Origin of the sequence: Micromonospora echinaurantiaca, from assembly GCF_900090235.1 — a bacterium.
GTDB lineage: Bacteria > Actinomycetota > Actinomycetes > Mycobacteriales > Micromonosporaceae > Micromonospora > Micromonospora echinaurantiaca.
Genome location: NZ_LT607750.1, coordinates 1781176 through 1807396, shown reverse-complemented (window position 1 = coordinate 1807396; position 26221 = coordinate 1781176). Strand labels below are relative to the sequence as shown.

Sequence of the window (26221 nt, the reverse complement as noted above, 5' to 3'; positions counted from 1 at the left end):
CGCCGTCGAGGTCGGCGAATTTATTCGTCGCCCGCCGGCGGATGCCCCTGATCGCCGACCAGGCCCAGCTCGACGACCCGGATCGCGAGGGCCGTCCGCGACGTCACGCGCAGCTTCCGCATGGCGGACTTCAGCTGGCTGGCCACGGTCTGCGTCGACACCACCAGGGTGTCGGCGATCTGCCGGTTCGTCCGGCCGCCGACCAGCAGGCGAGCCACCTCCAGCTCGCGTGGGGAAAGCTGGTTGCCGTAGCTCGGCCGACCACGGCCCCGTGCCGTCGGGGTGCCCCGCCCGTGCTCGTGCAGGAATCGGGTCACCCGATCGGCGTCGTTGTGCGCGCCGAGCTCCGACAACCTCCGCGAGACCTCGGCCAGCATCGTCAGGCCGGACTCGCGCCGGCCGGCGGCGAGCAGGCAGCGGGCCTGATGCTCCCGGGCCAGCAGGGCGTCGTACGGGCGCGGCATCGCCTGCCACGCGGCGGCCGCCTGGCCGAACAGCGTCGCGGCGCGGGCCGGCTGGCCGTCGGCTTCGGCCAGGATCGCCCGGCATCCCACCACTGACGCCCGCGGCGCCGGCGCATCCTTCTCGCCGAGGGCCCGCGCGAACGCGGTCGCCAGGTCAGCCGCCTTGCCGAGCTGGCCGGCGGCCACCAGCGCGGCGACCCGGACCGGGGCGACCTCGGTGGCCCGGGGCCAGATTCCGCTGCGGATGGTGATCTCGGCCGGCTCTTCGGTGATCCGGAGCGCCTCGTCGACGTTGCCCGCGCGCAGGTGCAGCTGCGCCAGCGCGGCCGCGGCCTCGATGCGTTGCTGGTCGTCGCGGCCGGCAAAGCGCAGCCGCTCCTCCGCTCGGGCCCGCTCTCCGGCGGCGAGCTGCATCAGTCCGGCCACGAGGGCCGCCTCGCACCGGTCCTTGAGCCGCACCCCGTCGTCATCGCCGACCAGCGCCGTCGCCCGGTCCGCGAGCCCGTCCCAGGCGCCGGTGAACCAGTCCAGGTGGGCCCGGGTCGAGGCGATGCTGCCCAGGTGGCCGAGGAACTGGTGGTTGTCGGCGAGGGCGAGCGCCCTGGCCAGTCTCGCCCTGGCCTCCTCGTACCGTCCCCACCGCATCGCCGCCTCGGCGACGTTCGTCTGGCCGATCGCGAGCAGCGCCGCCTCCCGCGGGCTGGCGGTGTCGTCGGGGATCTGCCGCGCCTCGGTCCACCCGGCCTCCTCACCGAGCATGAGCAGCGCGAAGGCGCGTTCCAGGAACAGCCGCAGCCGCTCGTGCGGCGCGATCGACGGCGCCACCGCGGGCGCCTCGTACAGCCACCGCAGGTGCTCCGCGGCCGGCCGCGCGTCGCCGAGCGGGATGGCGAGGAAGATCCGGGCTCGCGCCGCCTCCAGCGAGTCCGGCGAGAGGCGCGGCACCGCCTCGGCGATCTCGAGCCGGCCGGCCTCCATGGCACCGGCCACCATGAGTACCCGGCCGAGCTGGAAGCGGACCAGCGCCTCCTGTTCCGGCGTCAGCGCCCGGGCCCGGAGAGCGGACCGCAAGGATTCGATGACCTTCGAGTACGGGTCGGAGCCGGGCAGCGACTGAAACTGGATCTTCGTCACGAGTCGCACCAGCGGCTCCGCCGGCAGGGCCACCGTGGTGACCAGGTTGTGCAGCAGCAGCGCCGAGGTGGCCACGTCGCCGGACTGGGTGGAGAGGTCGGCCGCCTGCTCGGTGTACCGGCACGCCGCCTCGACCTCGCCGGCCTCCCGGAAGTGCCGGGCCAGTTGCGCCACCGGGGGCAGCGTGGATTCCGCCAACGCCCGACCCGCGCGCAGGTGCATGGCCCGCCGCTCCTGCACCGCAATGGCCTCGTAGACGGCGCGGCAGGCCAGGGAGTGCCGGAACGACCACTGGCCGCGCCCGTCCTCGCGCAGCAGGCCGCAGCCCAGCGCCTCGGCCACCCGGGCACCGGCCCGGTCCTCGGGGAGCGCGGTCACCGCGTCGAGGATCGGGTAGTCGGCCGGGTCGGCGAGCACCGCGGCGGCGTACAGGACGGTGCGGGTGTCGGGGCGGAGCCGCCCGACGCGTTCCAGCACAGCGTCGCGGATGGTGGGTGGCACCTCGATGTGGTCCAGCCGACGGCGCGCCCACGCACCGTCCTGGCGGATCAGGTCGGCCCGGTCGTGCATCAGCCGCACCGACTCCTCCACCGCCAGCGGTACGCCGTCGGTCCGGGTGTGCAGGAAGGCCGCGAACTCGGCCGAGACGTGCTCGTCGGCGAGCATCGAGGAGACGATCGCGGCGGTTTCGTCGACCCCCAGCGGTTTGAGGGTCAGCCTGACCAGGTGCGCGTCGGCCGGCAACCGGGAGGAGAGCCGCAGCAGCAGCGAGTCGGCGGGCAGCTCCTCCGGCCGGTAGGTCAGCACGACGCTCACCGGCTGGGGCCGGCGGGAGACCAGGAACAGCAGGAACTCCAGGGTCGCCTCGTCCGCCCAGTGCACGTCCTCCAGGGCCAGCACCGCCACGTCGAGCCGGCTGAGCAACTCGACGAAGGCGCGGAACAGCCGGTGCCGGGCCGCGGTCGCGTCCTCCAGCGGCTCCGGGGCCGGGGGCAGGTCGGCCGCCCACTCGGGAAACAGCGGCCGCAGCGCGCCGGCCAGGCCGCTGAGCCGCAGGCCGGACACGTTGCCGATCCCCTCGCGCACCGCGTCCACCACCGCGCCGAGGGTGTACGGCTCGCGCAGCGGCGGGCAGGCCCCGACCAGCGCGCGTGGCCCACGCTCGGACGAGGACGTCAGGAACTCCCACAACAGCCGGGTCTTGCCGATGCCGGCTTCCCCGTCGAGCAGGACCACCGCCGGCGGTCGGTCGAGCGCCTCACCGAGCGCGGTAATTTCCCGGTCCCGCCCGACGAACCGCGGCACGGAAAGTGCTGGAAGTTGAGTGACGTCGATGTTGGCCTCGTTCACCAACGCCCGCCCCCTCCCGGTCGATCACCGGTTCGGGGCGATTCTCGCGCGATGATCGGGTTGATGTCCAACAATTCCCAACGCGGTCCAGTTAGTGAGACTGGTCGGATCCACCGGGCCACGATGACGCGCACATAATCGGATATGGCACCTAAATGGCTTGACTGTTACCCCGAAACCCGACGGCCGCGTCGGTCCTTTGCGGACGGCTCGCGCCACGGCCCGGAGCAGCGGATCCGGGGCCTCATCGGGTCGCCCCGCAGCCGGCGGCGGCAATACCGGCGTACCGCCGATCGGCGGCAGCCGGCACGGCGGAACGCCCGCCGAGAAGTGGCGACACAGTTCGCCGGCCCTCGCCCCGAGCCGCATTCGTGGGTATTCGCCGCACCGACCCGGGGGCCACCGGTAGCGCCCACCACGTTGGCGAAATCGGCAGCGGGAAACGGCGCCCTGCCGCCGATGCGGATTGGCGAGCCGTCCGACGGCGCGGACCATGCAGGACAGCGCCGGCCCGTTCCGGGCAAGACGCGAGCCGCTGCCGCGCGACGCGGCTGCGCGGTCGCCGCCCGATCAGGCCGGGGCCGCCAGCCGGCCGACAGCCGACAGCCGGCGGATCACCGCCGCATGGGGTACGGCGTGGCTGGTACGGCCGCCGACACCGGTGGTGGTGACGGCGGTGAGGAGCGAGTTGAGCAGCGCCTCCTCGACCGACTCGAGGACGGCGGCGAAGACCGGGTTGATCTCCCCGTCGGGGATCGGTGGCTGCTCGGGCCGGGCCGCGCTGAACGCGATCGCGTAGTCGCCGCTGCCGTTGCTGTACGACGCGCCGACCCGGCCCATCGCGAAGACCGCCCGCCGGGCGACCCGGCCGAGCTGCCGGGCGTCCAGGGGCACATCGGTGGCCACCACGATCATGCACGAGTTACCGGATGGTTCGGTCCGGTCGGGGTCCTCGACCAACTCCTCGACCGGCAGCGGGACGCCGAGCACGGTCAGCACCCCGCCGAAGTTGGACTGGACGAGGGCGCCGACGGTCGCCGGGCGGTCGCCGACCCGTACCGTCCTGGACGAGGTGCCGATGCCGGCCTTGAAGCCCAGCGCGGTGGTGCCGGTGCCGGCCCCGACGCAGCCCTCGGCCGGCGGTCCGGCGGACGCCCCGGTGATGGCGGCCAGCACGTCTTCCGCGCCGACCGGGCGGCGGCGGATGTCCGACAGGTGCCCGTCGTTGGTCTCGCCGACCAGCGGGTTGAACGACAGGCCGTCCGGCCGTTGGTCCATCAGGTAGCCGAGCAGGGCGTCCGCGGCGCGGAACACGGACAGCGTGCCGGTCAGGACGATCGGCGACTCCAGTACGCCGAGCTCGTCCACCTGGGTGGAGCCGACGAGCTTCCCGTGCCCGTTGCCGGCGTACACCGCGGCCGGCAGGGTCCACCACCCCGGGCCGAGCTGGCTCGGTACGACGGCGGTGACCCCGGTGTGCAGGTCGGCGCCGTCGTCGATGGTGGTGTGCCCGACCAGGGTTCCGGCGACGTCGGTGATCGCGTTGTGCGGCCCGGTGGGCAGCGATCCGACGACGATCCCCAGGTCGCGCGCCCGGCGGCTCAGCTGGCTCATGGTGCTCCTGTCCTCGCCCGCCGGGGTTGCGGGACGATCGGCCCGGCGACCGCCCTCCCGACCGGTCGACGGAGGCTACCTGACCCTCCCTCGGCCGGCCGGGGGCGTCCACACAGGTCCTCGGCCCTCGCGGTGGACCCGGGCGGAGGGTGGCTCAGCCGCAGTTGCCCCAGCTGTACCGGCCGGCGCTCTGCCAGCTGGTGAAGTAGAGCACCTCACCCTCGTACATCACGCACTTGTCCCGGGCGGAGCGCTGGATCGCCGCGTAGTACTTGTAGTTGCCGGGGTCGCGCACCCAGGAGCCGCCTTCCACCCGGATCCCGGCCGACACGCCGGTCGTCGAGCCGACGGCCACCCGCTTGAGGGTGGCGACGCAGTTGTACCCGCTGGCGCTGTTGTACATCAGGTAGACGTCGCCCACCTTGGTGCCGTCCGAGGCGTAGATCGACCGATGGCCGTCACTGGCGTACGCCCACGAGCCACCGAAGTCGTTGTTGCAGGCCTGCGCCGCGGTGAACGGGTTCGCCGCCGCCTGCGCCGGCGACGCGAGCGTCACCGCCGCGACGGTCGCGGAGAGAATCGAGATGGCCAGTCGTCGCGCTAGTCCGCGCACACGTTCCTCCAAGAGCTCCGGCGCCAAGATCGCGCACGTGAGCCGCCATGATCCCACAGTGGAGGGTTGGCCATGATCAGGGGCGGTGTCGCGCCCGTCCGGCTCCGCCGCGGTCTGGCCGACCCGTTGCTGGCCATGGGAGACCCGGTGCGTGGCGCAGCACGAGCCGGCGGGGCCGCTCCGCCCGGACCCGCCTCCTCTACAACGACGGTGCGGCCCGCGGGTTGTCGCCTGACTGCGGCGTCAGTCATCTGGCTGGGGGGTCAGTCATCTGACTGCCGCCTCAATCAGCAGATTCGGCCCATATCTCGGCGTTTCGGGTCATACCCGTACCGGAGCTTTGCTAGCTTCGTGAGGCCTCGTCGACATTAGCCCTATATGCGAGCTTCTGTCGACATATGTCACGACTTTCCTTTCGGACCTGTCGGCGCCCTCCCCCGCGACCGGCCGGGCCCGCACGGGTGGCATGGCACACGGCGTTCGAGCGTGGTCGCGCAGGAGGTTTGCGTTTCCGTGGAGCAGGTCCGGTACATCAGCGCGTCCACATCACCCGAGCGGCCGGTGGGTCGTGCGGCGGTCGTCGGCCCAGCGGTCGCCGATCCGCTGGACGGGCCACCCGGCGACGGCCGCGTGCCGGTGCGCCGGCGCCTGCACCACGTGTTCGAATCCGCCTGCGACCGGGATCCGTCGGCCGTCGCGCTGGAGTGCGGCGACCACCGACTGACCTACCGTGAGCTGGACGAACGCGCCAACCGGCTGGCTCACCACCTGCGCGCCCTCGGCGTCGGGGGCGGCGCCCGGGTGGCCATCCTGTTGCAGCGTTCGGTCGAGACGTACGTGGCGCTGTTGGGGGTGGGAAAGGCCGGGGCCGCGTTCGTGCCGATCGACCCCGAGTCCCCCGCCGACCGGGTCGCGTACATCGCCGAGGACTCGGCCGTCGACCTGGTGCTGACCTCCTCGGCGCTGGCCGACCGGGTGGGCGACCGGCGCGCGCTCGTCCTCGACGACAGCGCCGCCGACCTCGCCGCGGCTCGCCCTGATCGGCCGGCGCTCGACGCCGACCCGGACCCGAGCGCCTACGTGATCTACACCTCCGGGTCCAGCGGTCGACCCAAGGGGGTCGAGGTCGCCCAGTCGAGCATCTGCAACTTCCTCGACGTGGTGCCCGGCGTGTACGACGTGCGCCCGACCGACCGGGTCTACCAGGGCATGACGATCGCGTTCGACTTCGCGATCGAGGAGATCTGGCCGACCTGGGCGGTCGGCGCGACGCTGGTGGCCGGCCCGACCGACTCCCGCCGCCTCGGCGCCGAGCTGGCCGACTTCCTCGACGAGGCCCGCATCACCGTCTTCTACTGCGTGCCCACCCTGCTGGCCACGATCCCGCGCGACCTGCCCCGGATCCGGAACCTGCTCGTCGGCGGTGAGGCGTGCCCCGGCCAGCTCGTGGAACGGTGGAGCCGGCCCGGCCGGCGAATTTTGAACACCTACGGGCCCACCGAGGCGACCGTCACCGCGACCTGGGGCGAACTGCTCCCGGGCCGGCCGGTCACCATCGGGCGGCCGATGCCGACCTACTCGGTGGTGCTGCTGGACGAGCAGCGCCAGCCGGTCCCCGACGGCGAGGTCGGTGAGATCTGCATCGGCGGCCCCGGGGTGGCACGCGGCTACATCGGACGCCCCGAACTCACCGCCGACCGGTTCATCGAGCACCCGTTGGCGCCACCCGGCAGCCGGTTGTACCGCACCGGTGACCTGGGGCGGCTCACCGCCGACGGCGAGATCGAGTATCTCGGCCGGGCGGACTCCGAGGTCAAGATCCGGGGCCACCGGGTGGACCTCGGTGAGATCGAGAGCGTGCTGCTGGAGGACGACGAGGTGGCCGAGGCCGTGGTGGCGCTCGTCCCGGTCGCCGACGGCCCGGACGCCCCCCGCGAGCTGGCCGGCTTCCTCGTCCCGCACGGTGTCGGCGCGGACGGGTGGGAAGAGCTGACCGCCCGGCTCTGCCAGACCCTCCAGACGCGGCTTCCGGCCTACATGGTGCCGTCCTTCCTGGACGTCGTCGCCGCGCTGCCGACCATGCCCAGCGGGAAGGTGGACCGGAAACGGCTACCCACGCCGGTCCGCCGGCTCACCCGTACCGCCGGCCCGCTGGTGGCCGCCGCGAGCGAGCTGGAGAAGCAGATCCGCGCCGCGTGGGCGGAGGCGTTCGGCGTCGAGCCGGAGGCGCTCTCGGTCGAGGCGGACTTCTTCACCGACCTCGGCGGACACTCGCTGCTCGCGGCGCGGGTGGTGTCGCTGCTGCGGGCCCGTACGGTGGGCGTGAACCCCGCGGTCCGCGACCTCTACGCCCACCCGACCGTACGCGGCATGGCCGCCCATCTCGGCGCCGCCGAGCGGGTCGGCGGGCCCACCGCGCCGGCTCGCCCCGCTCCGCTGCGGCACAGCAGCCGCCGGATCGCCCTGGCCGGATTCGGCCAGGGCTCGGTGATCTACCTGCTGTTGCTGGCCGTCACGCTGCCGGTCTCCTACGTCTACACGCGCAACGACGGTTTCGTCTCGGTCCGCGTGCTCGCGGAACTGATGGTCGCGATCCTGCTCAGCTACCTCGGCGTGCGGTGGGTGCTGCCGGTGCTGCTGGCCCGGCCGTTGGCCGCCGGTATCCGGCCCGGTCGGTACCGCCTGTGGGGGCTCACCTACGTGCGGCTCTGGGCGTTGAACACGCTCCTGGCGATCGGACCGCTCGCCGTGCTCAGCGGATCCCCGCTGATGGCGACGTACCTGCGGCTGCTCGGCGCGCGGATCGGCCGGCGGACCATGATCGCGACCAGCGCGATCAGCCTGCCGACTCTGCTCTCCATCGGGCGGAACACCTCCATCGGGTACGGCGTCTCGCTGCGCCCCTGGCGCGCGGAGGACGGGTGGGTGGTCGTCGGGCCGATCACCATCGGAGCGCACGCCTTCGTCGGCGCGAACGCGGTGTTGGAGCCAGGCGCCTCGGTCGGGGCGCACGCCGGCGTCGGCGAGCAGACCGTCCTCGTGCACAGCGAGACGGTGCCGCCCGGAGCGCGCTGGGCGGGTTCGCCGCCGGCCCCGACCCGCCGGCTCGCGCCCACCGTCGAAGCGCTGCTCAGCTCCCACCCGCTGGACAAGGGCTGGCGGGTGCACCACCTCGCCGCGGCCGTGGTCGGCCTGATCGGCCTGGAGTTCGGGGCCATCGCGATGGTCCTGCCCAGCGTGGCGCTGGTCTGGTGGGTGCTGTTGACCCAGGGTCTGTTCGCCGGGCTCGTCGCGACCATTCCCGCCGGCGTCGTCTACGTCCTCACCGTCTGCGCGGTGGTCGCCACCGGCAAGCGGCTCGTGCTGCCGCGGGTGCCGGTCGGCTTCCACCACCGGGTCCACTCGATGCTCGGCGTCCGCAAGTGGATCGTCGACAAGCTGCTCGAATTCAGCCTGACGTTCACCAACTCGCTCTACGCGACCCTCTACACCGGTCCCTGGCTGCGCATGCTCGGTGCCCGGGTCGGTCCGGGCGCCGAGGTGTCCACCGCCGCACACCTGGACCCCGATCTGCTCACCCTGGGTGCGGAGAGCTTCGTCGCCGACATGGCCAGCCTCGGCGCCGCGACATTCGGCAACGGTCGGGTGGCGTTCCTGCCCACCCGGGTCGGCAGCCGGGCGTTCGTCGGGAACGCCGCGTTCGTACCGGCCGGCACGGTGATGGGTGACGGCTCGCTGCTCGGCGTCAGCACGCTGCCGCCCCACGACAGTGTCCCGGAAGGCACCTCCTGGCTGGGCTCACCGGCGATCCACCTGCCGGTACGCCAGAGCAGCGGATCCTTCTCCGAGGAGCAGACCTTCCGCCCGCCGCGGCGGGTGGTGGCGCATCGGCTGTTCGTCGAGTTCTTCCGTGCCACCCTGCCCGCGTCGGTGCTCGGCGCCAGCTTCTACCTCTACCTGTTGGCGCTCTCCGGGCTGGCCAACGGCCGGGACCTGCTGGTGCCCGCGCTGGTGTCGCCGTTCGTCGCGATGGCGTCGTGCGTCGGGGTGATCCTGTTCTGCGCGGCGACCAAACGCAACATCATCGGCACCTACCGGCCCCGGGTGGAACCGCTGTGGAGCCCCTTCGTCCGGCGCACGGAGTTCGTCACCGGCCTCTTCGAGGCCGCGGCGGTCCCGGTCGGCGTCGGGCTGCTGGTCGGCACTCCGTTCCTGCCGCCGGTGCTGCGCTGGTTCGGGGTCCGGGTCGGCCGGCGCACCTGGATCGGGACCACCTACCTGACCGAGTTCGACCTGGTCGAGATCGGCGACGACGCCACGGTGGGCACCGAGGTGTCGCTGCAGACCCACCTGTTCGAGGACCGGGTGATGAAGATGTCGGTGGTCACCGTCGGCGCCGGCGCCACCATCGGCACCCGGGCGATCGTGCTCTACGACGCCGTCGTCGGTGCCGACGTCAGCCTCGACTCGCTCTCCCTGCTGATGAAGGGCGAGCACCTCACGCCGGGCACCCGATGGCGCGGGATCCCCGCCCAGGGCGTGCTCACCCTCGATCCCGTCGAACAACGGGCGGCCTGACGCCGCGCGTACGGCTGCGGCCGCCACCACACGACCGCGACCGGATCCATCCATTCTCCATCCACGAGAGGAAGAACCACTCCATGAACAAGGTGCTCCTGGTGTCCGACGCCGCCTACTTCCGGGTCGACTACGAGATCAACCCGTACATGCACACCGAGGTGCAGCCCGACCACACGGCGGCGGTCGTCGAACACCTGAACATCGTCGTCGCGCACCGGGCGGCCGGCCGCCGCATCGAGTACGTGGCGTCGGCCCCGGAGTGCCCGGACATGGTGTTCACCGCCAACGCCGCGGTGGTACGGGGCAACCGGGCCGTCCTCGGCGCGCCACCACCGGAGCGCAAGGCCGAGCTGCCGTACTTCCAGGAGTGGCTGATCGAACACGACTACGACGTGGTGGAGGCGCCCTACCCGTTCAGCGGCCAGGGTGACGCCCTGGCCTGCGGCGACCTGCTGCTCACCGGCTACGGGCAGCGTACCGACCGGCGGATGCACAGCATCCTCGCCCGGGCGCTGGACTACGAGGTGGTGCCGCTGCGGACGGTGAGTCCCCGCTGGTACGACCTCGACCTGGCGGTCGCGGTCGTCGAGCCCGGGCGGACACTCGCCTACTGCCCCGAGGCCCTCGACGAGCAGAGCCGCCGCCGGCTGCGCGGACTCGGCATGGACCTGATCGAGGTGGCCGTCGAGGAGGCGGCCCGCTTCGCGCTCAACCTGATCAGCGACGGCACCACCGTGACGATGACCAAGGGAGCGCCGCGGCTGGCCGCCGAGCTGCGCGTCCGCGGCCTGCAGGTCGTCGAGCTCGACACCACCGAACTCGCCAAGGGCGGCGGTGGCGTGCGCTGCACCGCACTCACCCTCGACAACCCCCTGCCGGCCAGGCCGTGATGGCGTCGGGCACCTTCGGTCGCTGGTTCGCCGCCGGCGAGCGGGCACTCACCGGCCGTGCGCTGACCGTGCGCTCGCCCCTGTCGAAGCGGACGGAACCGCCGGTGGCGCTGGTCTACCGGGGGCCGGCGACGCTGCCCGGCTGCCCGGAGGCGACAGCGGCGCTGCTCAAGTCCAGCCGGTGGGGGTTCGACGTGCGGTACGTCGGCCCGGACGCGGACCTGCCGCTGAGCCAGCGGGCGCTGGCCGGCGCCGCGCTCTACGCCCAGCCCGGCGGCGGCACCCTCAAGCACGGCTACCGGCAGCTGAAGGCGCACCGCGACGAGATCCGGCAGTTCGTCCACTCCGGCGGGCGGTACCTGGGGATCTGCCTCGGCGGCTACCTCGCCGGGGCCACCCCCGGGTTCGCTCTCCTGCCGGGTGACACGGACCAGTACATCGGCTCCGCCGCCGCCACCGTGAGATCGGAGCGGGACACCGTCGTGGACGTCTCCTGGCGCGGCCGGCGACGCAGGCTGTTCTTCCAGGACGGCCCGTACTTCTGGCTGCGGCCCGGCGCCGAATCGGACATCCTCGCGACGTACCCGAACGGAACGATCGCCGCGATGGTCACTCGACTCGGCGCCGGCCGGGTCGGCGTCGTCGGCCCGCACCCCGAGGCCACCGACGACTGGTACCTGGACGCCGGGTTGCGCCCCGCCGACCGGCTCGGCATCGACCTCGGCCACGACCTGATCGACACCGTGATGAGGCCATGACCCAGACCGTAAACCTCACGTGGGACGACCTCGACCGGGCCGCCGAGGCGAACCGGCTCGCCACCGCCGCCCGGCGCACCAACGGTCGGGCCTCGGCCAGCGACCTGCCGGCCGGGCGTTCCCGGCTGCTGGGCGTGGACGCCGCCCGGGGAGCCGCGCTGCTCGCCATGATCGCCGTGCACTCGCTGCCGGAATCCGACGCGGCCGGGCAACCGACCTGGTGGTTCACCGCCTTCGCCGGGCGCGCGTCGGCCGCGTTCGCGGTACTGGCCGGGGTCGGTATCGCGTTCCTGACCGCTCGGCAGCGGGTCCGGCTGAGCGCCGGCTCCGGTCCGGTGGCGGCGCTGACCGTACGGGCCCTGGCCATCGGCGCGATCGGGTTGGCCCTGGGCTACGCCGACGCGTCCCTGGCGTCGGTGATCCTGCCCTTCTACGCGGTGATGTTCCTGTTGGCCATCCCGCTGGTGTTCCTGCCCACCTGGTTGGTGGCGGTCACCGGCGTGGTCGTCGCTGCCGCAGCTCCCGTCCTCCAGCACCTGCTGCTGCCGCGGTTGCCGGAACCGACCTACGACAACCCGGGATTCGGCCACCTCGTCGGCGACCCGGTCGCGCTGCTCACCGAGCTGACGGTGACCGGAGAGTTCCCGGCCATGACGTGGCTGGCGTACCTGTGTGCCGGCCTGGTCGTCGGGCGGCTGGCGCTGACCCGGATGAGAGCCATCCTCGGGATGCTCGGCACCGGGGTCGCGTTCGCCGTCGCGGCGCCGGTGGCCTCGTCGGTCCTGCTGGACCGGTACGGCTTGCAGCAGATCTCGGTCACCCAGCCGACGAGCGGGCTGGACGCGACGCAGATCGCCGAGTTCCTCGCGTTCGGCGGGGACGGCAGCACGCCCACCTCGACGTGGTGGTGGCTCGCGGTCGACGCGCCGCACACCGGCACCCCGCTCGACCTGCTCGCCACCACCGGGAGCGCGCTGGCCCTGCTCGCCGTCATGCTGCTCGCCAGCCGGGTGACCCGCAGCCTGCCGCGGCGGGCGATCTCCCTGCTGCTGCTGCCGCTGGCCGCTGCCGGTGGCATGGTCCTGACGCTCTACACCGCGCACATCATGTTCATGAACTCGGACCTCGACTCCTTCGCGCCCGTGCCCGGATACCTCGCGCAGGTGGTGGCGTTCGTGTCGTTCGCCTTCGCCTGGTGGGCCACCGCCGGTCGAGGCCCGCTGGAGGGCCTGGTGACGGCGATCTCCGGCGGCACTCGCCGACTGGCGGCCCGCGACGGTCGGCGACCCGGCGCCGGGATGTCGAGGTACGCGCCCGAACCCCGGACGTACCGGGTCGAGCCGCCGGCGACGGGATGGCGTCCTGGCTGAGCGGGCGGACGGTGACGTGGGGCAGGCCGGGCAGGACCCGCGGCTCGCCGGAGCACGGCGGATCGGTCGGCGGCGTCTCCTGGTCGGTGCCGGTGCCGCCGGCACCCTGACCGCGCTCGGCTGGGTCGGGGTGTCGGCGGTGTCCGGAGACGGGCCGCTGGCGCTGGTCTACCGGGGTCCCGCCGCCTGCTCCGGCTGCGCGGAGGCGGTGGCGGCCCTGCTGCGCGGCGCACCGGTCGGGTTCCGCACCGAGTACTGCGGCCCGGACGAGGAACGGCCGGTGTCGCGCAGCGCGCTGGCCGAGGCGGCGGTGTACGCGCAACCCGGCGGCGGGAACGTCGGCCCGGCCTGGCGGCGGATGCGGGACTACGCCGAGGAGATCCGCGGCTTCGTCCGCTCCGGTGGGCACTACCTCGGCTTCTGCCTGGGGGCGTACCTGGCCGCCGCCGATCCCGGCTTCGGCCTGATCGACGGGAAGGTGGGCCGGTACATCGGCACCGCCGGGGCGAGCGTCGACAGCACCGACGACACGGTGGTCGAGGTGCGCTGGCGCGGTCGCGCCCGGCAGATGTACTTCCAGGACGGGCCGACGTTCCAGTTGCGCCCCGGCGCGCCGGGCAGCGTGCTCGCCACCTACGACACCGGCGCGGCCGCCGCCGTTGTCACCGCCTACGGCGCCGGGCGGGTGGGCCTGGTCGGGCCGCACCCCGAGGCCGACCGCTCGTGGTACGCCGACGTGGGGCTGACCAACCCGGACGGCGTCCGGTTCGACCTGGGCCACGACCTGATCGACGCCACGGTGGATCGGAACGGCCCGGCTCTCGACGGAACCTGACCTGCTGTCCGCTGAACCGGTCGCGGCCGGGCTGCCGAGCCGCGCCCCGGTTCCTTGCGCCCGGACGATACCTAGAACTACTATGCATCAAAGTTCTAGAGATGGGTGCGGGGAGGTCTCGTGCGGGTCACCAAGGATCTCGTGGCCGCTTCGGCGACGCCGATGGTGTTGGGCATCCTGGCCGAGGGCGAGAGCTACGGCTACGCCATCCTCCGCCGGATCAACGAGCTCTCCGGTGGCGAGCTGGACTGGACCGAGGGCCTGCTCTACCCGTTGCTGCACCGGCTCGAGCGCCTCGGCCACGTCGAGTCGAGCTGGCAGTCGGTCGCCGGGGAGCGGCGGCGCAAGTACTACCGCATCACCCGGAGCGGCCTGGCCGAGCTCGCCGAACAACGCCGCCAGTGGGACACCGTCGTGGGCACGCTCAAGCAGGTCTGGCACGGCTCCGGCGACTTCCGGCCGTTCACCGCGATCCCCCTGGAGGGTCAGGCATGACAGCGCCGGAGGCTCGGAGCGAACTGGAGGCCCAGTTCGCCCAGTGGCGGCAACACGTGGAGCGCCGCGCGGAGCTGCACCAGTCCGACGCCGACGAACTCGAAGACCATCTGCGGGGTTCGGTCGACGAGCTGATGGCCGTCGGCCTGCGCGCCGACGAGGCGTTCCTGGTCGCGGTCAAGCGGATGGGCAGCCTCAACGACCTGTCCCGCGAGTTCGCCCGGGAACATTCGGAACGGCTCTGGAAGCAACTGGTGCTGACCGGTGGGACGGACGGCCCCGTGGCGCCCACCCGGGCCCGGCGTGACCTGTACGCGGTGGCCATCTGCGCGGCGGGCGCGGCGGTCTCGGTCAAGGTGCCGGAGCTGTTCGGGATGCGCCTCGACGAGGACGGCCGGTTCTACGCGACCAACCTCGGCCTGTTCACGCTGCCCTGGCTGGCGGCCTTCCTGGCCTGGCGCCGGCAGGCCGGCAGGGCGCTGATCGGGGCGATGGTCGCGCTGTTCGCGCTCGGCGCGGTGGCGGCCAACGCCTATCCCCTCGCCGAGGACTCCCAGTCGGTGGTCCTGACCAGCATCCACCTGCCCATCGCGCTCTGGCTCGTGGTCGGCCTGGCGTACGTGGCCGACGACCTGCGCTCGTCCCGCCGACGGATGGACTTCATCCGGTTCACCGGCGAGTGCTTCATCTACTACGTCCTCATCGCCCTCGGCGGCGGCGTGCTGACCGCGTTCATGTTCGGCACCTTCGAGGCCATCGGGCTCTCCCCGGAGGGCTTCGTCTCGCAGTGGTTGCTGCCCTGCGGCGCGGCCGCCGCGGTGGTGGTGGCCGGATGGCTCGTCGAGGCCAAGCAGAGCGTCGTGGAGAACATCGCGCCGGTGCTCACCCGGCTGTTCACCCCGCTGTTCACCGCCGTACTGCTGGCCTTCCTCGCCGCTCTCGGGCGCAGCGCGAACGGCATCAACGTCGAGCGGGAAGCGCTGATCCTGTTCAACCTCCTGCTGGTCGTGGTGCTGGGGCTGCTGCTCTACTCGATCTCCGCCCGCGATCCGCTGGCCCCGCCCGGCCTGTTCGACAAGCTGCAGTTCGCCCTCGTGGTCAGCGCCCTCGTCATCGACGTGCTGGTACTGCTGGAGATCACCGGGCGGATCACCGAGTACGGCACCACGCCCAACAAGGCGGCGGCCCTCGGCGAGAACGTCATCCTGCTGGCCAATCTCGCCTGGTCGGCGTGGCTGCTGCTGGGCTTCGTCCGCCGGCGCGCCCCGTTCGCGGCGATCGAACGCTGGCAGACCGGCTACCTGCCGGTGTACGCCGCGTGGGCCTGGGTCGTGGTCCTGGTCTTCCCCCCGGTGTTCGCCTTCCTCTGATCCGCCAGCGCCCCGACGCCGCGACGAGACTCCCCCACCGGCCGTCGCCGCCGTGCGGCACGGCGGCGCGGCGTGACCGTCCGGCGACGGCCACGATCACTCAGGTGATGGCGCCTTGCCGACGCGTGCTGCACTGTGGAGGTTCCTCGACGTCGAGCGTCGACAGCCGGGCAGCCGCGGGAGGATGCGATGGACAGCCGTGCGAGACGGAAGGTCCGGTGGGCGGCGATCGCCGCGGCGATGGTCGGCCTCGCCGGCCTGGCGGTTGGGACCGTCCAGGCCGCCCGGGTCTTCCTGGGCCAGCCGCTGGACGTCCAGGCGAACACCGCCGACGTGGTGAGCATGGTCGTGGCGCTGATCGCGCTCGTCGTCGGCGTGGTCGGCGTCGTCCTCACCGGCCGGCAGCTCAGGCAGGGGCGGCCCGGGTCCCGGGAGTCCACCACGGTCCCGCAGACCCAGATCATCAGCGCCACCGCACCGGGCGCCGCCGCGTACGGCGCGATGAACGGCGACGTGATCCACCACCAGTTGCCACCTCGCCGGACCGACGAGCCGACCGGCCCGCAGGCGTGAGGCGGCCCCGGTGACGGAGGCAGGCACCCCGGACGACCCGACCCCCGCCCCGGCGCCGTACCGGCAGGACGTCCACGCCGACGGCGGGAACGCCGCCGGGGTGATCGGCGGGGACCTGCACGTGTGGGGCGACGGCATCCCGCTGTTCGTGCTGCGCAACTGGCGGCCGTCCCCGGCCGTGCCGTCCGACTGGCTGCGCGAGGTGCCGAGCCGGATGCTCAACGCCCGGTACCAGGTGGTCCCGTTCACCGGGCGGGAGGACGACCTCGCCGCGCTGGAGGCGTGGCGGGACAGCGAGGCGCCGATGGCGGCCCGGTGGCTGCACGGCCCGGGCGGGCAGGGCAAGACCCGCCTGGCCACCCGGCTCGCCGAACTGTCCGTGGCCGGCGGTTGGAAGGTGCTCGTCACCGTCCAGGGACCGGGCACGGTGCTCCCGGGAGCCGACAGCCAGGATCTGCGCACCGACGGCGCGGTCGGCCTGCTGGTGATCGTCGACTACGCCGACCAGTGGCCGCTCACTCATCTGACCTGGCTGTTCAGCAACTCGCTGCTGCAGAAGCCGGGCCTGCCCGTCCGGGTGCTGCTGATCGGCCGCACCGACGACGCGTGGCCGCTGACCCGGGCGGCCCTGGTCGAGCGGTTCGTCGACACCTCCACCCAACTCCTCCGTCCGCTGGGCAGGGCACCCCGTCCGGACGGGGCAGAGGGTCCCCGGGAGGCCATGTTCCAGGCCGCCCGCGACGGCTACGCCGCCGGGTACGGCATCGACGGGTCGTCGGTCGGCCGGCCCGCAGGGCTGGACCACCCCGACTTCGGGCTGACCCTGACCATCCACATGGCGGCCCTGGTGGCGGTCGACGCGCAGGTGGCCGGGCGGCCGATGCCGTCGACCGGTACCGCGGGCCTGACCGTCTACCTGCTGGACCGCGAGCAGCTGTGGTGGGCGCGGCGGCTCGGCGACCCCGGCCACGAACTCGTCCCCACGGAGCGGACGTACCGTACGCCGCCGGCGACCATGAACCGGCTCGTGTTCGGCGCCGCGCTCACCGGAGCCGTCCCGCACGCGCAAGGACGGGAGGTCGTACGACGGCTGGGGGTCACCGCCGACGGCGACGCCGCGCTGGCCGACCACCGGTCGTGCTATCCCCCGTCGCCGCCCGGCGCCGACACCGTGCTGGAGCCGCTGTACCCGGACCGGCTCGCCGAGGACTTCCTGGCCCTCACCGTCCCCGGCCACCGGGCCGACTACCCGGCCCAGAGCTGGGCCCGGCCGGCGACGGCGGCGTTGTTCGGCGTGGACGAGCCGCCGCCGGCCTGGTCGCCCCGGGCGGTGGGAATGCTCGCCGCGGCGGCCCAGCGGTGGCCGCACGTCGGACCGGAGTGCCTCTTCCGCCTGGTCGACGACCGTCCGGCCGTCATCCTCGCCGCCGGCAACGCGGCGATCGGCGCCGTCACCGGGCTCGACGGGCTCGGCTTCCGCCGGCTGACCGCTCTCGCCGAGCACCTGGAGGCCACGGAGGACACCGACCTGCTACCCGCGATGGCGGCCGTGCAGACCCGGCTGGCGCCGTACCGATTGGCCGAGAACCCCGACCCGGAGGCCCGGATCGCCGTGCTGACCGACCTGGCCGGCGTGCAGACGTACGCCGGCCGCTACAGCCAGGCCGCGGCGACCCGCGAGCGGGCGACCGGCATCCTCCGCAGGCTCAGTGCCGAGGTCGACCCGTCCGACGACCGCAGCCCGGCCGGCCAGCTGCGACACCGCGCCAGCAACCGGCTGGGCAGCGCCCTGGTCGACCTGAGCGCGGACCTGTCGGCCGCCGGGCGACGCACCGAGGCGGTCCGGATGGCGCAGCAGGCGATCGCGCTGTACCGGGAGTTCGGCGCCGCCCGCCCCAGCCCGGACTTCAGCCACGCGCAACTGGTCAGCGGCCACGTGGCGAGCCGGGCCGGCCGGCCGGCCGAGGCGCTGCCCGCGTTCCAGGCGGCCATGCGCATCCGTCGACGCCGGATGGACCTCTCGCCGCTGGAGCTGGGCGACGTGTGGTTCCTCGCCCTGCACGATCCCGTCGCCCGCACCCTCCTGCGGGCGCTGAACACCGTGCCCCCCTTCCGCCGACGGCTGCAACGCCTCGAGGAGACCTACCTCAGCCCGATCGACCGGATTCCGAACCGCTGGCGGTATCCGGCGAGCGTCGAGGAACGCGCCGCGGATCTCGTGCAGAGCCTCAGCCACCTCAGTAGGGCGTTGGCGGACACGGGCCGGTACCTGGAGGCCCGGCGCGCGTCGGCGCTCGCCGTCGTCCTGGCCCGCCGGCATCGGCGGATCCGTCCGCTGCTGGGCGGAGCGCTGACCGAGCTGGCCCGCGCCCTGCTCGCGACCGGCCAGGTGGACGCCGCCCGCACCGCGGCGACCCAGGCCGTGGCCATCCACCGGGAGCTCGCGGTCGCCCCGGACGACATGGGGAATCCCTCGCTCTCGGTGGCCCTGCTGCAGCTGAGCCGATGCCGGGCGCGGACCGGCGACGCGGCCGGCGCGGTGGCCGCCGCCGAGGAAGCCGTCCAGGTCCTCCGGCCCGCGGTCGCCAACGACGCCGCGCTGGAGTCCGAGCTGCCCCAGGTGTTGGGCAACCTCGCCGACCGGCTCCGGGACGCCGGCGACCGGGGCGGCGCGGTCCAGGCCGCGACCGAAGCCGTGGCGGTGGCCCGGAGGATGGTCCGGGCCGAACCCGCGATCCACACCATCATCCTGGCCGGTGCCCTGCACACCCTGGCCACCTGCCTGACGGCGGCCGGCCGGCGAGCGGAGGCGTTGAGCGCCGCGACCGAGTCCGTACAGCGGTGGGCCGAGGTGCCCGGGGCCAGCGGCCGCACGCCGGAACGGGCCGCGGCCGCCCGGACGAGGCGACGGCTGCTGCTGGCCGACCACGGCCGGGCCGGCGCGCTCCGGGCGACCGCCGACGTCGCCCGGGCCTCGGTCGCGGCCGCGTGGTGGCGGACCACCGCGCTCGTCCACACCGTCCTGCGCCCCAGGCTGGTCAACGACCGCTGGCGGAGCTGACCGTCCCGCCCGGCTGCCCGTACGCCCACCGGGTCGTCCGTGGGAGCCGGCCTGTCACCGCGCCCGACCGTGGATAGGGTCGGTGGATGCCATCGCCACCTGGACCACGTCGTTGACGAGCCACGGCGAGCAGGCCCGGCCCGGCCTGGCGCCCGGCGCGCGCTCACCGGCGGGCACCCTGTTCGCGGCTCTGTACGGCGAACTGACCCCGCACCCGTGGCGCGACCCGGACTCCGAACTGGATCCCTACTTCCTGTTCCACGAACGGTCGCTCGCCATGGGGTGGCTCGACGGCCGGGCGGCCGGGGGCCCCGAGGACGCAGACCTCAGGGCGGCCGGCCTGTGGGGCATGAACGACGCCGGGGAGGATCATCCGCTCGCCGCACCCGGGTCGTCCCTGGTCGCCTGGTTCCAGGTGGGCGCCGAACCGGTGACCGGCGACCGGCCGCTGCCGGTGCAGCCGTTCCTGCGCTGCGCCGGCGACGCGGTGGCCCGGATCGGCACCCTTCGACTGCGGGCGGTGCAGGTGCTGCTGCCCGTCCAGGGTCTGGCCGCGGCGGCGCGTCCGGAGCCCGCGTTGTCCCCGTCGCTGCTCGGCGCCGGCTGGTTCCGCGACGGTGATCCGGGGTCGCGGACGCGGCTGCGGGTCACCCTGGACAGCGGGCAGGCGCCGTCCGTCCCCTCGGCCGCGCCGCGGCTGCGGGAGTGGCTGAGCCAGCTGGACCAGGACGTGTTCCGGTGCGAGACGTACTCGCTGACCGACCACGATCCGCTGACCGTGCGGCCGCCGTTCGACGACGCCTTCTGGAACGGACCGTCCCGGCACCGGGCGACCTTCCACGGGACGCTCGCCGAGTGGTCCGTGGACGCGCTCGGCTGGCTGGGCGCCTTCCTCGCCGACCTGAGCGCCCGGCAGGGGGTCGACACCCCGCTGCTGCTCACCGCCAGCCGGTTCTGACCGCCGGCGGAGTCGGTGCTGCCCGGCGCGCCGCCACGGGGACGGCGCGCCGGGAACCACCGGCGCCCGGCCGGCCGGGTCACCCCGGTTCGTCGCCGAGGTGCAGCCGGGGCCAGGCGTCGAGGTCGCGCAGCAGCTGGCGGTCGTGCGTGGCGACGACCACGGCGGCCGGCGTGCTGCGCAGGCCCTCGGCCAGTTCCTCCACCAGGGCGATGGAGAAGTGGTTCGTCGGCTCGTCGAGGAGCAGCACGTGTGGGCGGGCCGCCAGCGCGACGGCCAGGTCGAGTCGGCGCTGCTGCCCGACGGACAGCTCGGCCACCGGACGGCGGGCGTCGGCGGCGGTGAGCAGCCCCAACGACGACAGCGCGACGATCTCGCCGTCGTCGAGCAGCCGCGCACGGACGAGCCGCCGCAGCTGCGCCGCGAACCAGTCGACGGCCCCGGCCCGGCTCGGTTCGTCCGATTCCTGACCGAGCAGCTCGACCCGGGTCGAGGGCGCGCGAGTGACCGAGCCCTCGGCCACCGGCAGCCGGCCGGCCAGGGCGCTCAGCAGCGTCGACTTGCCGGCCCCGTTGGCGCCGGTGACGACCAGACGCGCCCCGGAGACCAGCGCCAGCGACACCGGACCGGCCAGCCGGCCCGGCACCGCCACCCGGTGCGCGGTCAGCAGCGCGACGCCGGGTCGAGCCGGCAGATCCGGCATCCGGAACCGCAGCGGCGGCGGCGGCGCGTCCACGGCATGCTGGTCGAGCTCGTCACGCCGCCGGTGCACGGCGCGCACCAGCGCCGGAGCGCGGGTCGCGCGCTGGTGCTTGCCGGTTCCCTTGTCGGGCCGCCACCCGGACACCAGCCGGTTCTGGGCCTCGGACAGCTGCCGGGTGAGGCGGGTCCGCTCGATCTGCTGCTGCTCGAACTCCTCCTCCCAGCGGGCGAGTTCGGCCCTGCGGCCGTGCTGGTAGCCGGCGAACCCGTCGCCGTACACCCGGGGACGCCCGTCGCGACTGCGGTCGAGGTCCAGGATCGACGTGGCGACGTCGGACAGCAGCGCGCGGTCGTGGCTGACCACCACCACCCCGCCCGGATGTCCGCGCAGGCGAGCGGTGAGGAACTCCAGGCCGCCGGCGTCGAGGTGGTTCGTCGGCTCGTCCAGCAGCAGGAAGTCGTGACCGGCGCCCAGCACGCACGCCAGGCGTACCCGGTAGCGCTGCCCCACCGACAGCTCGGCCAACCGCCGGGTGCGGTCGGTCACGGCGTTCAGGCCGGCCAGGGCGACGTCCACCCGGCGGTCGGCGTCCCAGGCGTCGAGCGCCTCGGCCGCCGCCAGGGCGTCGGCGTACGCGCCGGCTGCCGCCGTCTCACCGTTGGCCAGCGCGGCGGACGCCGACTCGAACGCGGCGAGGACCCGCCGCACCGCGGCGAGTTCCACCTCGATCACGTCGCCGACGGTGATCCCGCCCGCCGCGCTCAGCTCCTGCTCGACCAGGCCGAGACTGCCGAACCGGTGCACGGTCCCCGACTCCGGGGTCAACCCGCCGGACAGGGCGGCGAGCAGCGTCGACTTGCCGCACCCGTTCTCGCCCACGATCCCCCAGCGGGCGCCGGGTGCCACCGCCATGCTGACGTCGTCGAGGATGGTTCGCCCGCCGCGTACCACCCGCAGGTGGTCGGCAACGAGCTGGGCCTGCCCGCGGGCAGGCATGATTGTGGTGATCGTCATCTGCTTCCTCCGAACGGAGGCGCACTCGTCCCGCGCGCAAGGGGCGGGGGTGCGCTCTTCGACTGACCCGACCGGAATGCGGCCGGAAACGTCAGAACGACCCGTTCGTCGCGATCAGCGAGCGACAACGGGCCGTCCGGAGTCGGATCAGAGGAAGAGCGAATGCGTCACGGATCGAGCGTACCTCCGATGGCGGGTCGGTGCCGACCCGGTCTTCCGCGCACCGGATCGACCGCCGGCCCCCGCGGCTCGCTGCCGGTCAGGCATGGTCGCGGCCGGAACGGGAATCGGGGTGCCGCGAGCAGCGCGGACGGAGGAGACGGCCGATGACGGACCCAACGCGCACCGGGTCGGAGGCCCGCGCGGACGGCGGCTTCGCCGTGGTGGAGCTGTTCACCTCCCAGGGTTGCTCGAGCTGCCCGCCCGCCGAGGAGGTGCTGACCGAGATCGAACGCGACGCCCGGCAGCGGAGGCTGCCCGTGTTCGCCCTCGGCTTCCACGTCGACTACTGGGACTACCTGGGCTGGCCCGACCGGTTCGCCGACGCGGCGTACACCGCCCGGCAGGAGGCGTACGCACGGGCCCTCGGCGCCGGACGGTTGTACACCCCGCAGATGGTCGTCAACGGCACCGTCGAGTTCGTCGGTTCCGACCGACGCCAGGCGGCCACCGCGATCGCGTCCGCGCTGACCGCGGTTCCCGGCACGCCGCTCACCCTGTCGGTCGCCGACTCCCCCGGTGGCGGCCGGGTGCTGGTGGACTACCAGACCGTCCCGACTCCGGCGGTGTTGAACGTGGCGGTCGTGGAGCGTGGCCTGGACAGCGAGGTGGCTCGGGGCGAGAACGCCGGGCGGACGCTGCGGCAGGACAACGTGGTACGCGCCTTCTCCTCGATGCGTCCGGAAACCGAGCGGGGTCGGGTGGAGCTGGCGGTGCCGCCGGACCTCGATCCCCGGCAGGCCTCGGTGATCGGCTACCTGCAGAACGCCGGTGACAACGCCGTCGTCGGCGCCGCGGCCGTCGACATGTCCGCAGCACCTCGATGAGACCTGCGCTGGACGGCGTCCCTGGCTGAGGGCGTGCACCGACCCGGCGGTGGTGCCGTTGTCGTACCGGTGGTCCATGATCCCTGTCGTCACAGCGGCGCGGATGTGGGCCGGCGTGGGGCAGCACCCTGCCCGGAGCCGGTCTCCGGCGGGGAGGTCGGAGATGACGGAGGCGGTCGAAGCCTCGTGGCGACGACGAAGCGTGCTGCGGGTGGTGCCACCCGCCCGGGCGCGCAAACTGGCCAAGGTGCCCTTCGTCGAGTTGGCCGACGGGCGCCTGCAGGGCGTGGTGTCCAGCGGCTCCGACATCGAGCGGGTGTACGTCTCGTCGGTGGCCGCCGGCACCCACGCGTACCACTGCAGCACCAACAACAACCGGCCGTGCGGCGGGCTGCGCGGCAACCCCTGCAAGCACCTGCACGCGCTGGCCGACGAGGCGATCATCCAGTACGGCGTCGAGCCGGTCGCCCGCTACCTGCGGGTGGACGTCGGCGACGGGGTGGAGACCGGCGCCGAGCTGTTCGCCCGGATGGATCCCCGGCACGAGCCGAGCCCGGCCGCGGTGGTGTTCAGCCGGTTCCTGCACCACCTGGCCTACCTGGAGGTGCCGGAGAGCACCGCGCCGCTGCCCGAGTTGCAGTGGTTCCCGGCCAGCGCGGCGGTGGGCTGATGCTGGCGCACCAGATGACCCGGCTGCGCGCGGACGTGCCGGCCGGGCTGGCCGAGGCCCTCGACGTGGTCGCCGGCTTCGACGACGTGCTGACCCGGGGTCTGGCCCGGCTCGGCGAGGACGACGCCGCCGCGCTGGCGGCGCTGGCCGACGCGGTCGCCGGCACCCCACTCGGTACCCGGGTGGCCGAGGCGGTCGGCAAGGTGACCGCCGGCTCGGTCGCGGAGGAGCACCTCGCCGTCCTGGCCGGGGCGCGGTCGGCCCTGCTCGGCGCGGCGCACGACGCCCTGCTCGGGCAGCTCGACGGCGTGCTCGGGCGGGACCGGTCGCCGTGGCCCGGGCAGGCCGCCGCAGCGACGCACGTCTCCCCCGCCCTGCTGGCGGCGCGGGCCTGGCTGCACGAGGTGGCGCTCACCGGTTGGCGCGGCGTCGACCACGAGCTGGTCTCGGCGGTCGGGGCGCCGGTGGAGGCCGCGCTGGCCGAGCCCGGGTCGCGCCGGCTCGCCGTACTGCTCGACGGGCTGGCCGCCGAGCTTCGGGCGTGCGTACCGGTGGCGGCGATGCCCCAGGTGCCGGTCCGACGCTGGGCGGACCTGTGGGCCCGCGGCATGCTGCTCACCCAGGGCGCGCCGGCCGGGCCGGCGGCGGACGTCGAGCGGGTCTCCGGGCGGTTGCTGCCGCTCGGCGTGGACGTCCACGAGCACGACACCGCGGTGCAGGTCCAGCTGCACGCGGTGCTCGAACCGGCCGGCGGCGGGGCGCCACGACTGGTCCGCGCCACGGTGGGCGCCGCGAAGGTGGCCACCATCGTCGGGCCGGCCATCTGGCGGCTCTTCCCGGGGCAGCCCACCCTGCTGCGGGCGCTGGCCGAGCGGCGGGCCGTGACGGTCACCGACCTGCCGCTGCACGGCGGTGACCTGCGCTGGGACGACACCCGGGCGGAGTTGGGCGAGCCGACCGACCCGTTCGCGACAGCGCGGGTGCTGCTCGGGTCGGCGGTCGCGGCGTCGACACCGCCGCTGGACCGGCACCCGGCCGCGATCGCCGAGCCGGTGCTGGTCGAGGGCGGCCGGGTGCGCGAGGACGACGGCGGGCTCGCCCTCGACCTCGACGGCGAGCGGGTAGCGGTGGCCGCCGACCGGCTGCCGGCGAGCGGCCCGCTCACCCGGGACCGGGTGGCCGGCGCGTCGGCCTGCCTCGGCCTGCTGCGCTGGGACGACGGCCGCTGGCTCCTGCACCCCCTCGCCGTACGCTTCGTCAGCAAGCGGCAGGTGGCCGAGGCGCACAACGGCGACTGGGCGGGCGGGATCACCGACCCGAAGGTCGCGAAGGCCGAGGCGAAGGCGGGCGACGCCGTGGCGGTGCTGCGCGAGCGCGCGGGACGGTTGCTGCGCCGATGACCACGACCGAGCGCAACGACGAGAATCGCCGGCAGGTCCTTTACTGGCGGCTGCTGGCCCGGCTGTTCAGCCCCGACGAGCAGCCCGCACTGGAGTCGGCGAGCATGGCCGTCGTCGAGGATCTCGGCCTGCCGGCCGCGCTGCTCGACCCGACGGTCTCGGTCGACACGGTGGTCCAGCGCTTCCCGGCGCTCGCCGACGAGCTGCGCGGCCTGCTCACCACGGGCGACGACGAATCGGCCGCCGGCCCCGCCCGACCCGGCGAGGCCGAGGTACGCCGGGCGGCGCTGGTGTCGAAGCTGCTGCTGAACGTGTTCGCCACCGGCTCCGGGTCGGTCAGTGCCGGCCAGCTCGCCCGCTGGCAGTCCGACGCCGGCTGGTTCGAGCAGGCGCTCGGCGCGGCGCCCGGCGAGCTGCGTCGGCAGGGCGGCGAGCTGGGCGGCACGCTGGCCGGGCTGGAGGGCGACCTGGTCCGTCGGATGCACCTGCGGGAGGTGCTGGCCGACCCGAAGCTGGCGAGCAGGCTCACCCCCAGCATGTCGTTGATCGAGCAGCTGCTGCGGGACAAGGCCAACCTGTCCGGGGTGGCGCTGGCCAACGCGAAGGCGCTGATCCGCCGCTACGTCGACGAGGTCGCCGAGGTGCTGCGGACCCAGGTGGAGCAGACCAGCGTCGGCACCGTCGACCGCTCGGTGCCGCCGAAGCGGGTGTTCCGCAACCTCGACCTGGACCGCACCATCTGGCAGAACCTGACCAACTGGAGCCCGACGGACCAGCGCCTCTACGTCGACCGGCTCTACTACCGGCAGACCGCCCGGCGCACCACCCCGGCCCGGCTCATCGTGGTGGTGGACCAGTCCGGGTCGATGGTCGACTCGATGGTCAACTGCACCATCCTGGCGTCCATCTTCGCCGGGCTGCCCAAGGTGGACGTGCACCTGATCGCGTACGACACGCGGGCGCTGGACCTGACCCCGTGGGTGCACGACCCGTTCGAGGTGCTGCTGCGCACCAACCTCGGCGGCGGCAACGACGGGCCGGTCGCGATGGCGATGGCCCGACCCAAGATCGTCGAGCCGAGGAACACCGTGCTGGTGTGGATCTCGGACTTCTACGAGTTCGACCGGTCGCAGCCGCTGTTCGACGGGATCGAGGCCGTCCACCGCTCCGGGGTGCGGTTCATCCCGGTCGGTTCGGTGAACAGCTCCGGTCAGCAGAGCGTCAACCCCTGGTTCCGGCAGCGCTTCAAGGACCTGGGCACCCCGGTCGTCTCCGGCCACATCCGCAAACTCGTCTTCGAGCTCAAGAGCTTCCTCACCTAG

At 73.7% G+C, this 26221-nt stretch carries 18 protein-coding genes; 14 read left to right on the top strand and 4 right to left on the bottom strand.

Features of this window, described 5'->3' with window-relative positions:
• Window positions 1-20 precede the first annotated feature (20 nt).
• The 3 genes from GA0070609_RS08260 to GA0070609_RS08250 form a co-directional block, all read right to left on the bottom strand.
• Window positions 21-2903 (bottom strand): helix-turn-helix transcriptional regulator, encoded by a 2883-nt coding sequence (locus GA0070609_RS08260; protein ID WP_172899307.1) that lies wholly within the window; start codon window positions 2901-2903, stop codon window positions 21-23.
• Window positions 2904-3518: 615 nt separating this feature from the next.
• The gene (locus GA0070609_RS08255) at window positions 3519-4562 is read right to left on the bottom strand and encodes a P1 family peptidase (protein ID WP_088993268.1); all 1044 of its coding nucleotides are present in this window, start codon (window positions 4560-4562) and stop codon (window positions 3519-3521) included.
• Window positions 4563-4716: 154 nt separating this feature from the next.
• Window positions 4717-5118: a hypothetical protein gene (locus tag GA0070609_RS08250; RefSeq protein WP_088993267.1), complete on the bottom strand. Its 402-nt coding sequence runs from the start codon at window positions 5116-5118 to the stop codon at window positions 4717-4719.
• A gap of 570 nt (window positions 5119-5688) precedes the next feature.
• On the opposite strand from GA0070609_RS08250, the gene GA0070609_RS08245 reads away from it, so the two are divergent.
• The 10 genes from GA0070609_RS08245 to GA0070609_RS08200 all read left to right on the top strand — a co-directional run bounded on the left by GA0070609_RS08245 (window position 5689) and on the right by GA0070609_RS08200 (window position 20066).
• Window positions 5689-9753, top strand: coding sequence for a Pls/PosA family non-ribosomal peptide synthetase (locus GA0070609_RS08245; RefSeq protein ID WP_231928581.1), 4065 nt, complete (start codon window positions 5689-5691; stop codon window positions 9751-9753).
• 83 nt (window positions 9754-9836) lie between these two features.
• On the top strand, window positions 9837-10646 hold the full coding sequence (locus GA0070609_RS08240; protein WP_088993265.1) for a dimethylarginine dimethylaminohydrolase family protein: 810 nt from the start codon (window positions 9837-9839) through the stop codon (window positions 10644-10646).
• On the top strand, window positions 10646-11404 hold the full coding sequence (locus tag GA0070609_RS08235; RefSeq protein ID WP_088993264.1) for a BPL-N domain-containing protein: 759 nt from the start codon (window positions 10646-10648) through the stop codon (window positions 11402-11404). The genes GA0070609_RS08240 and GA0070609_RS08235 overlap by 1 nt, the downstream gene beginning before the upstream one ends.
• Window positions 11401-12774 carry a heparan-alpha-glucosaminide N-acetyltransferase domain-containing protein gene (locus tag GA0070609_RS08230; RefSeq protein ID WP_088993263.1) on the top strand — a complete coding sequence of 458 codons (1374 nt, stop codon included), beginning with the start codon at window positions 11401-11403 and terminating at the stop codon, window positions 12772-12774. The genes GA0070609_RS08235 and GA0070609_RS08230 overlap by 4 nt, the downstream gene beginning before the upstream one ends.
• Window positions 12775-12790: 16 nt before the next feature.
• A complete protein-coding gene (locus GA0070609_RS08225; protein ID WP_231928580.1) occupies window positions 12791-13609 on the top strand; it encodes a BPL-N domain-containing protein in 819 nt (272 codons plus the stop codon).
• A gap of 120 nt (window positions 13610-13729) precedes the next feature.
• On the top strand, window positions 13730-14104 hold the full coding sequence (locus GA0070609_RS08220; protein ID WP_088993262.1) for a PadR family transcriptional regulator: 375 nt from the start codon (window positions 13730-13732) through the stop codon (window positions 14102-14104).
• A complete protein-coding gene (locus GA0070609_RS08215; protein WP_088993261.1) occupies window positions 14101-15474 on the top strand; it encodes a permease prefix domain 1-containing protein in 1374 nt (457 codons plus the stop codon). Before GA0070609_RS08220 ends, GA0070609_RS08215 begins: the two co-directional genes overlap by 4 nt.
• A gap of 189 nt (window positions 15475-15663) precedes the next feature.
• A complete protein-coding gene (locus tag GA0070609_RS08210; RefSeq protein ID WP_088993260.1) occupies window positions 15664-16047 on the top strand; it encodes a hypothetical protein in 384 nt (127 codons plus the stop codon).
• 10 nt (window positions 16048-16057) lie between these two features.
• On the top strand, window positions 16058-19108 hold the full coding sequence (locus GA0070609_RS08205) for a tetratricopeptide repeat protein (RefSeq protein WP_088993259.1): 3051 nt from the start codon (window positions 16058-16060) through the stop codon (window positions 19106-19108).
• 82 nt (window positions 19109-19190) lie between these two features.
• On the top strand, window positions 19191-20066 hold the full coding sequence (locus tag GA0070609_RS08200; RefSeq protein WP_197700230.1) for a hypothetical protein: 876 nt from the start codon (window positions 19191-19193) through the stop codon (window positions 20064-20066).
• Between the two features lie 79 nt (window positions 20067-20145).
• Here GA0070609_RS08200 and GA0070609_RS08195 read toward each other — a convergent pair whose 3' ends face one another.
• Window positions 20146-21783, bottom strand: a complete 1638-nt coding sequence (locus GA0070609_RS08195) for an ATP-binding cassette domain-containing protein (protein WP_172899306.1) — start codon at window positions 21781-21783, stop codon at window positions 20146-20148.
• A 326-nt stretch (window positions 21784-22109) separates the two neighbouring features.
• Between GA0070609_RS08195 and GA0070609_RS08190 the strand changes: the two genes are divergently transcribed.
• The 4 genes from GA0070609_RS08190 (at window position 22110) to GA0070609_RS08175 (ending at window position 26221) form a co-directional block, all read left to right on the top strand.
• Window positions 22110-22829: a DUF1223 domain-containing protein gene (locus tag GA0070609_RS08190; protein WP_088993258.1), complete on the top strand. Its 720-nt coding sequence runs from the start codon at window positions 22110-22112 to the stop codon at window positions 22827-22829.
• 202 nt (window positions 22830-23031) lie between these two features.
• Complete coding sequence (locus tag GA0070609_RS08185; RefSeq protein WP_172899488.1) at window positions 23032-23499, top strand: hypothetical protein; 468 nt, start codon at window positions 23032-23034, stop codon at window positions 23497-23499.
• Window positions 23499-24899, top strand: a complete 1401-nt coding sequence (locus tag GA0070609_RS08180; protein ID WP_088997569.1) for a hypothetical protein — start codon at window positions 23499-23501, stop codon at window positions 24897-24899. Before GA0070609_RS08185 ends, GA0070609_RS08180 begins: the two co-directional genes overlap by 1 nt.
• The gene (locus GA0070609_RS08175) at window positions 24896-26221 is read left to right on the top strand and encodes a VWA domain-containing protein (RefSeq protein ID WP_088993256.1); all 1326 of its coding nucleotides are present in this window, start codon (window positions 24896-24898) and stop codon (window positions 26219-26221) included. The genes GA0070609_RS08180 and GA0070609_RS08175 overlap by 4 nt, the downstream gene beginning before the upstream one ends.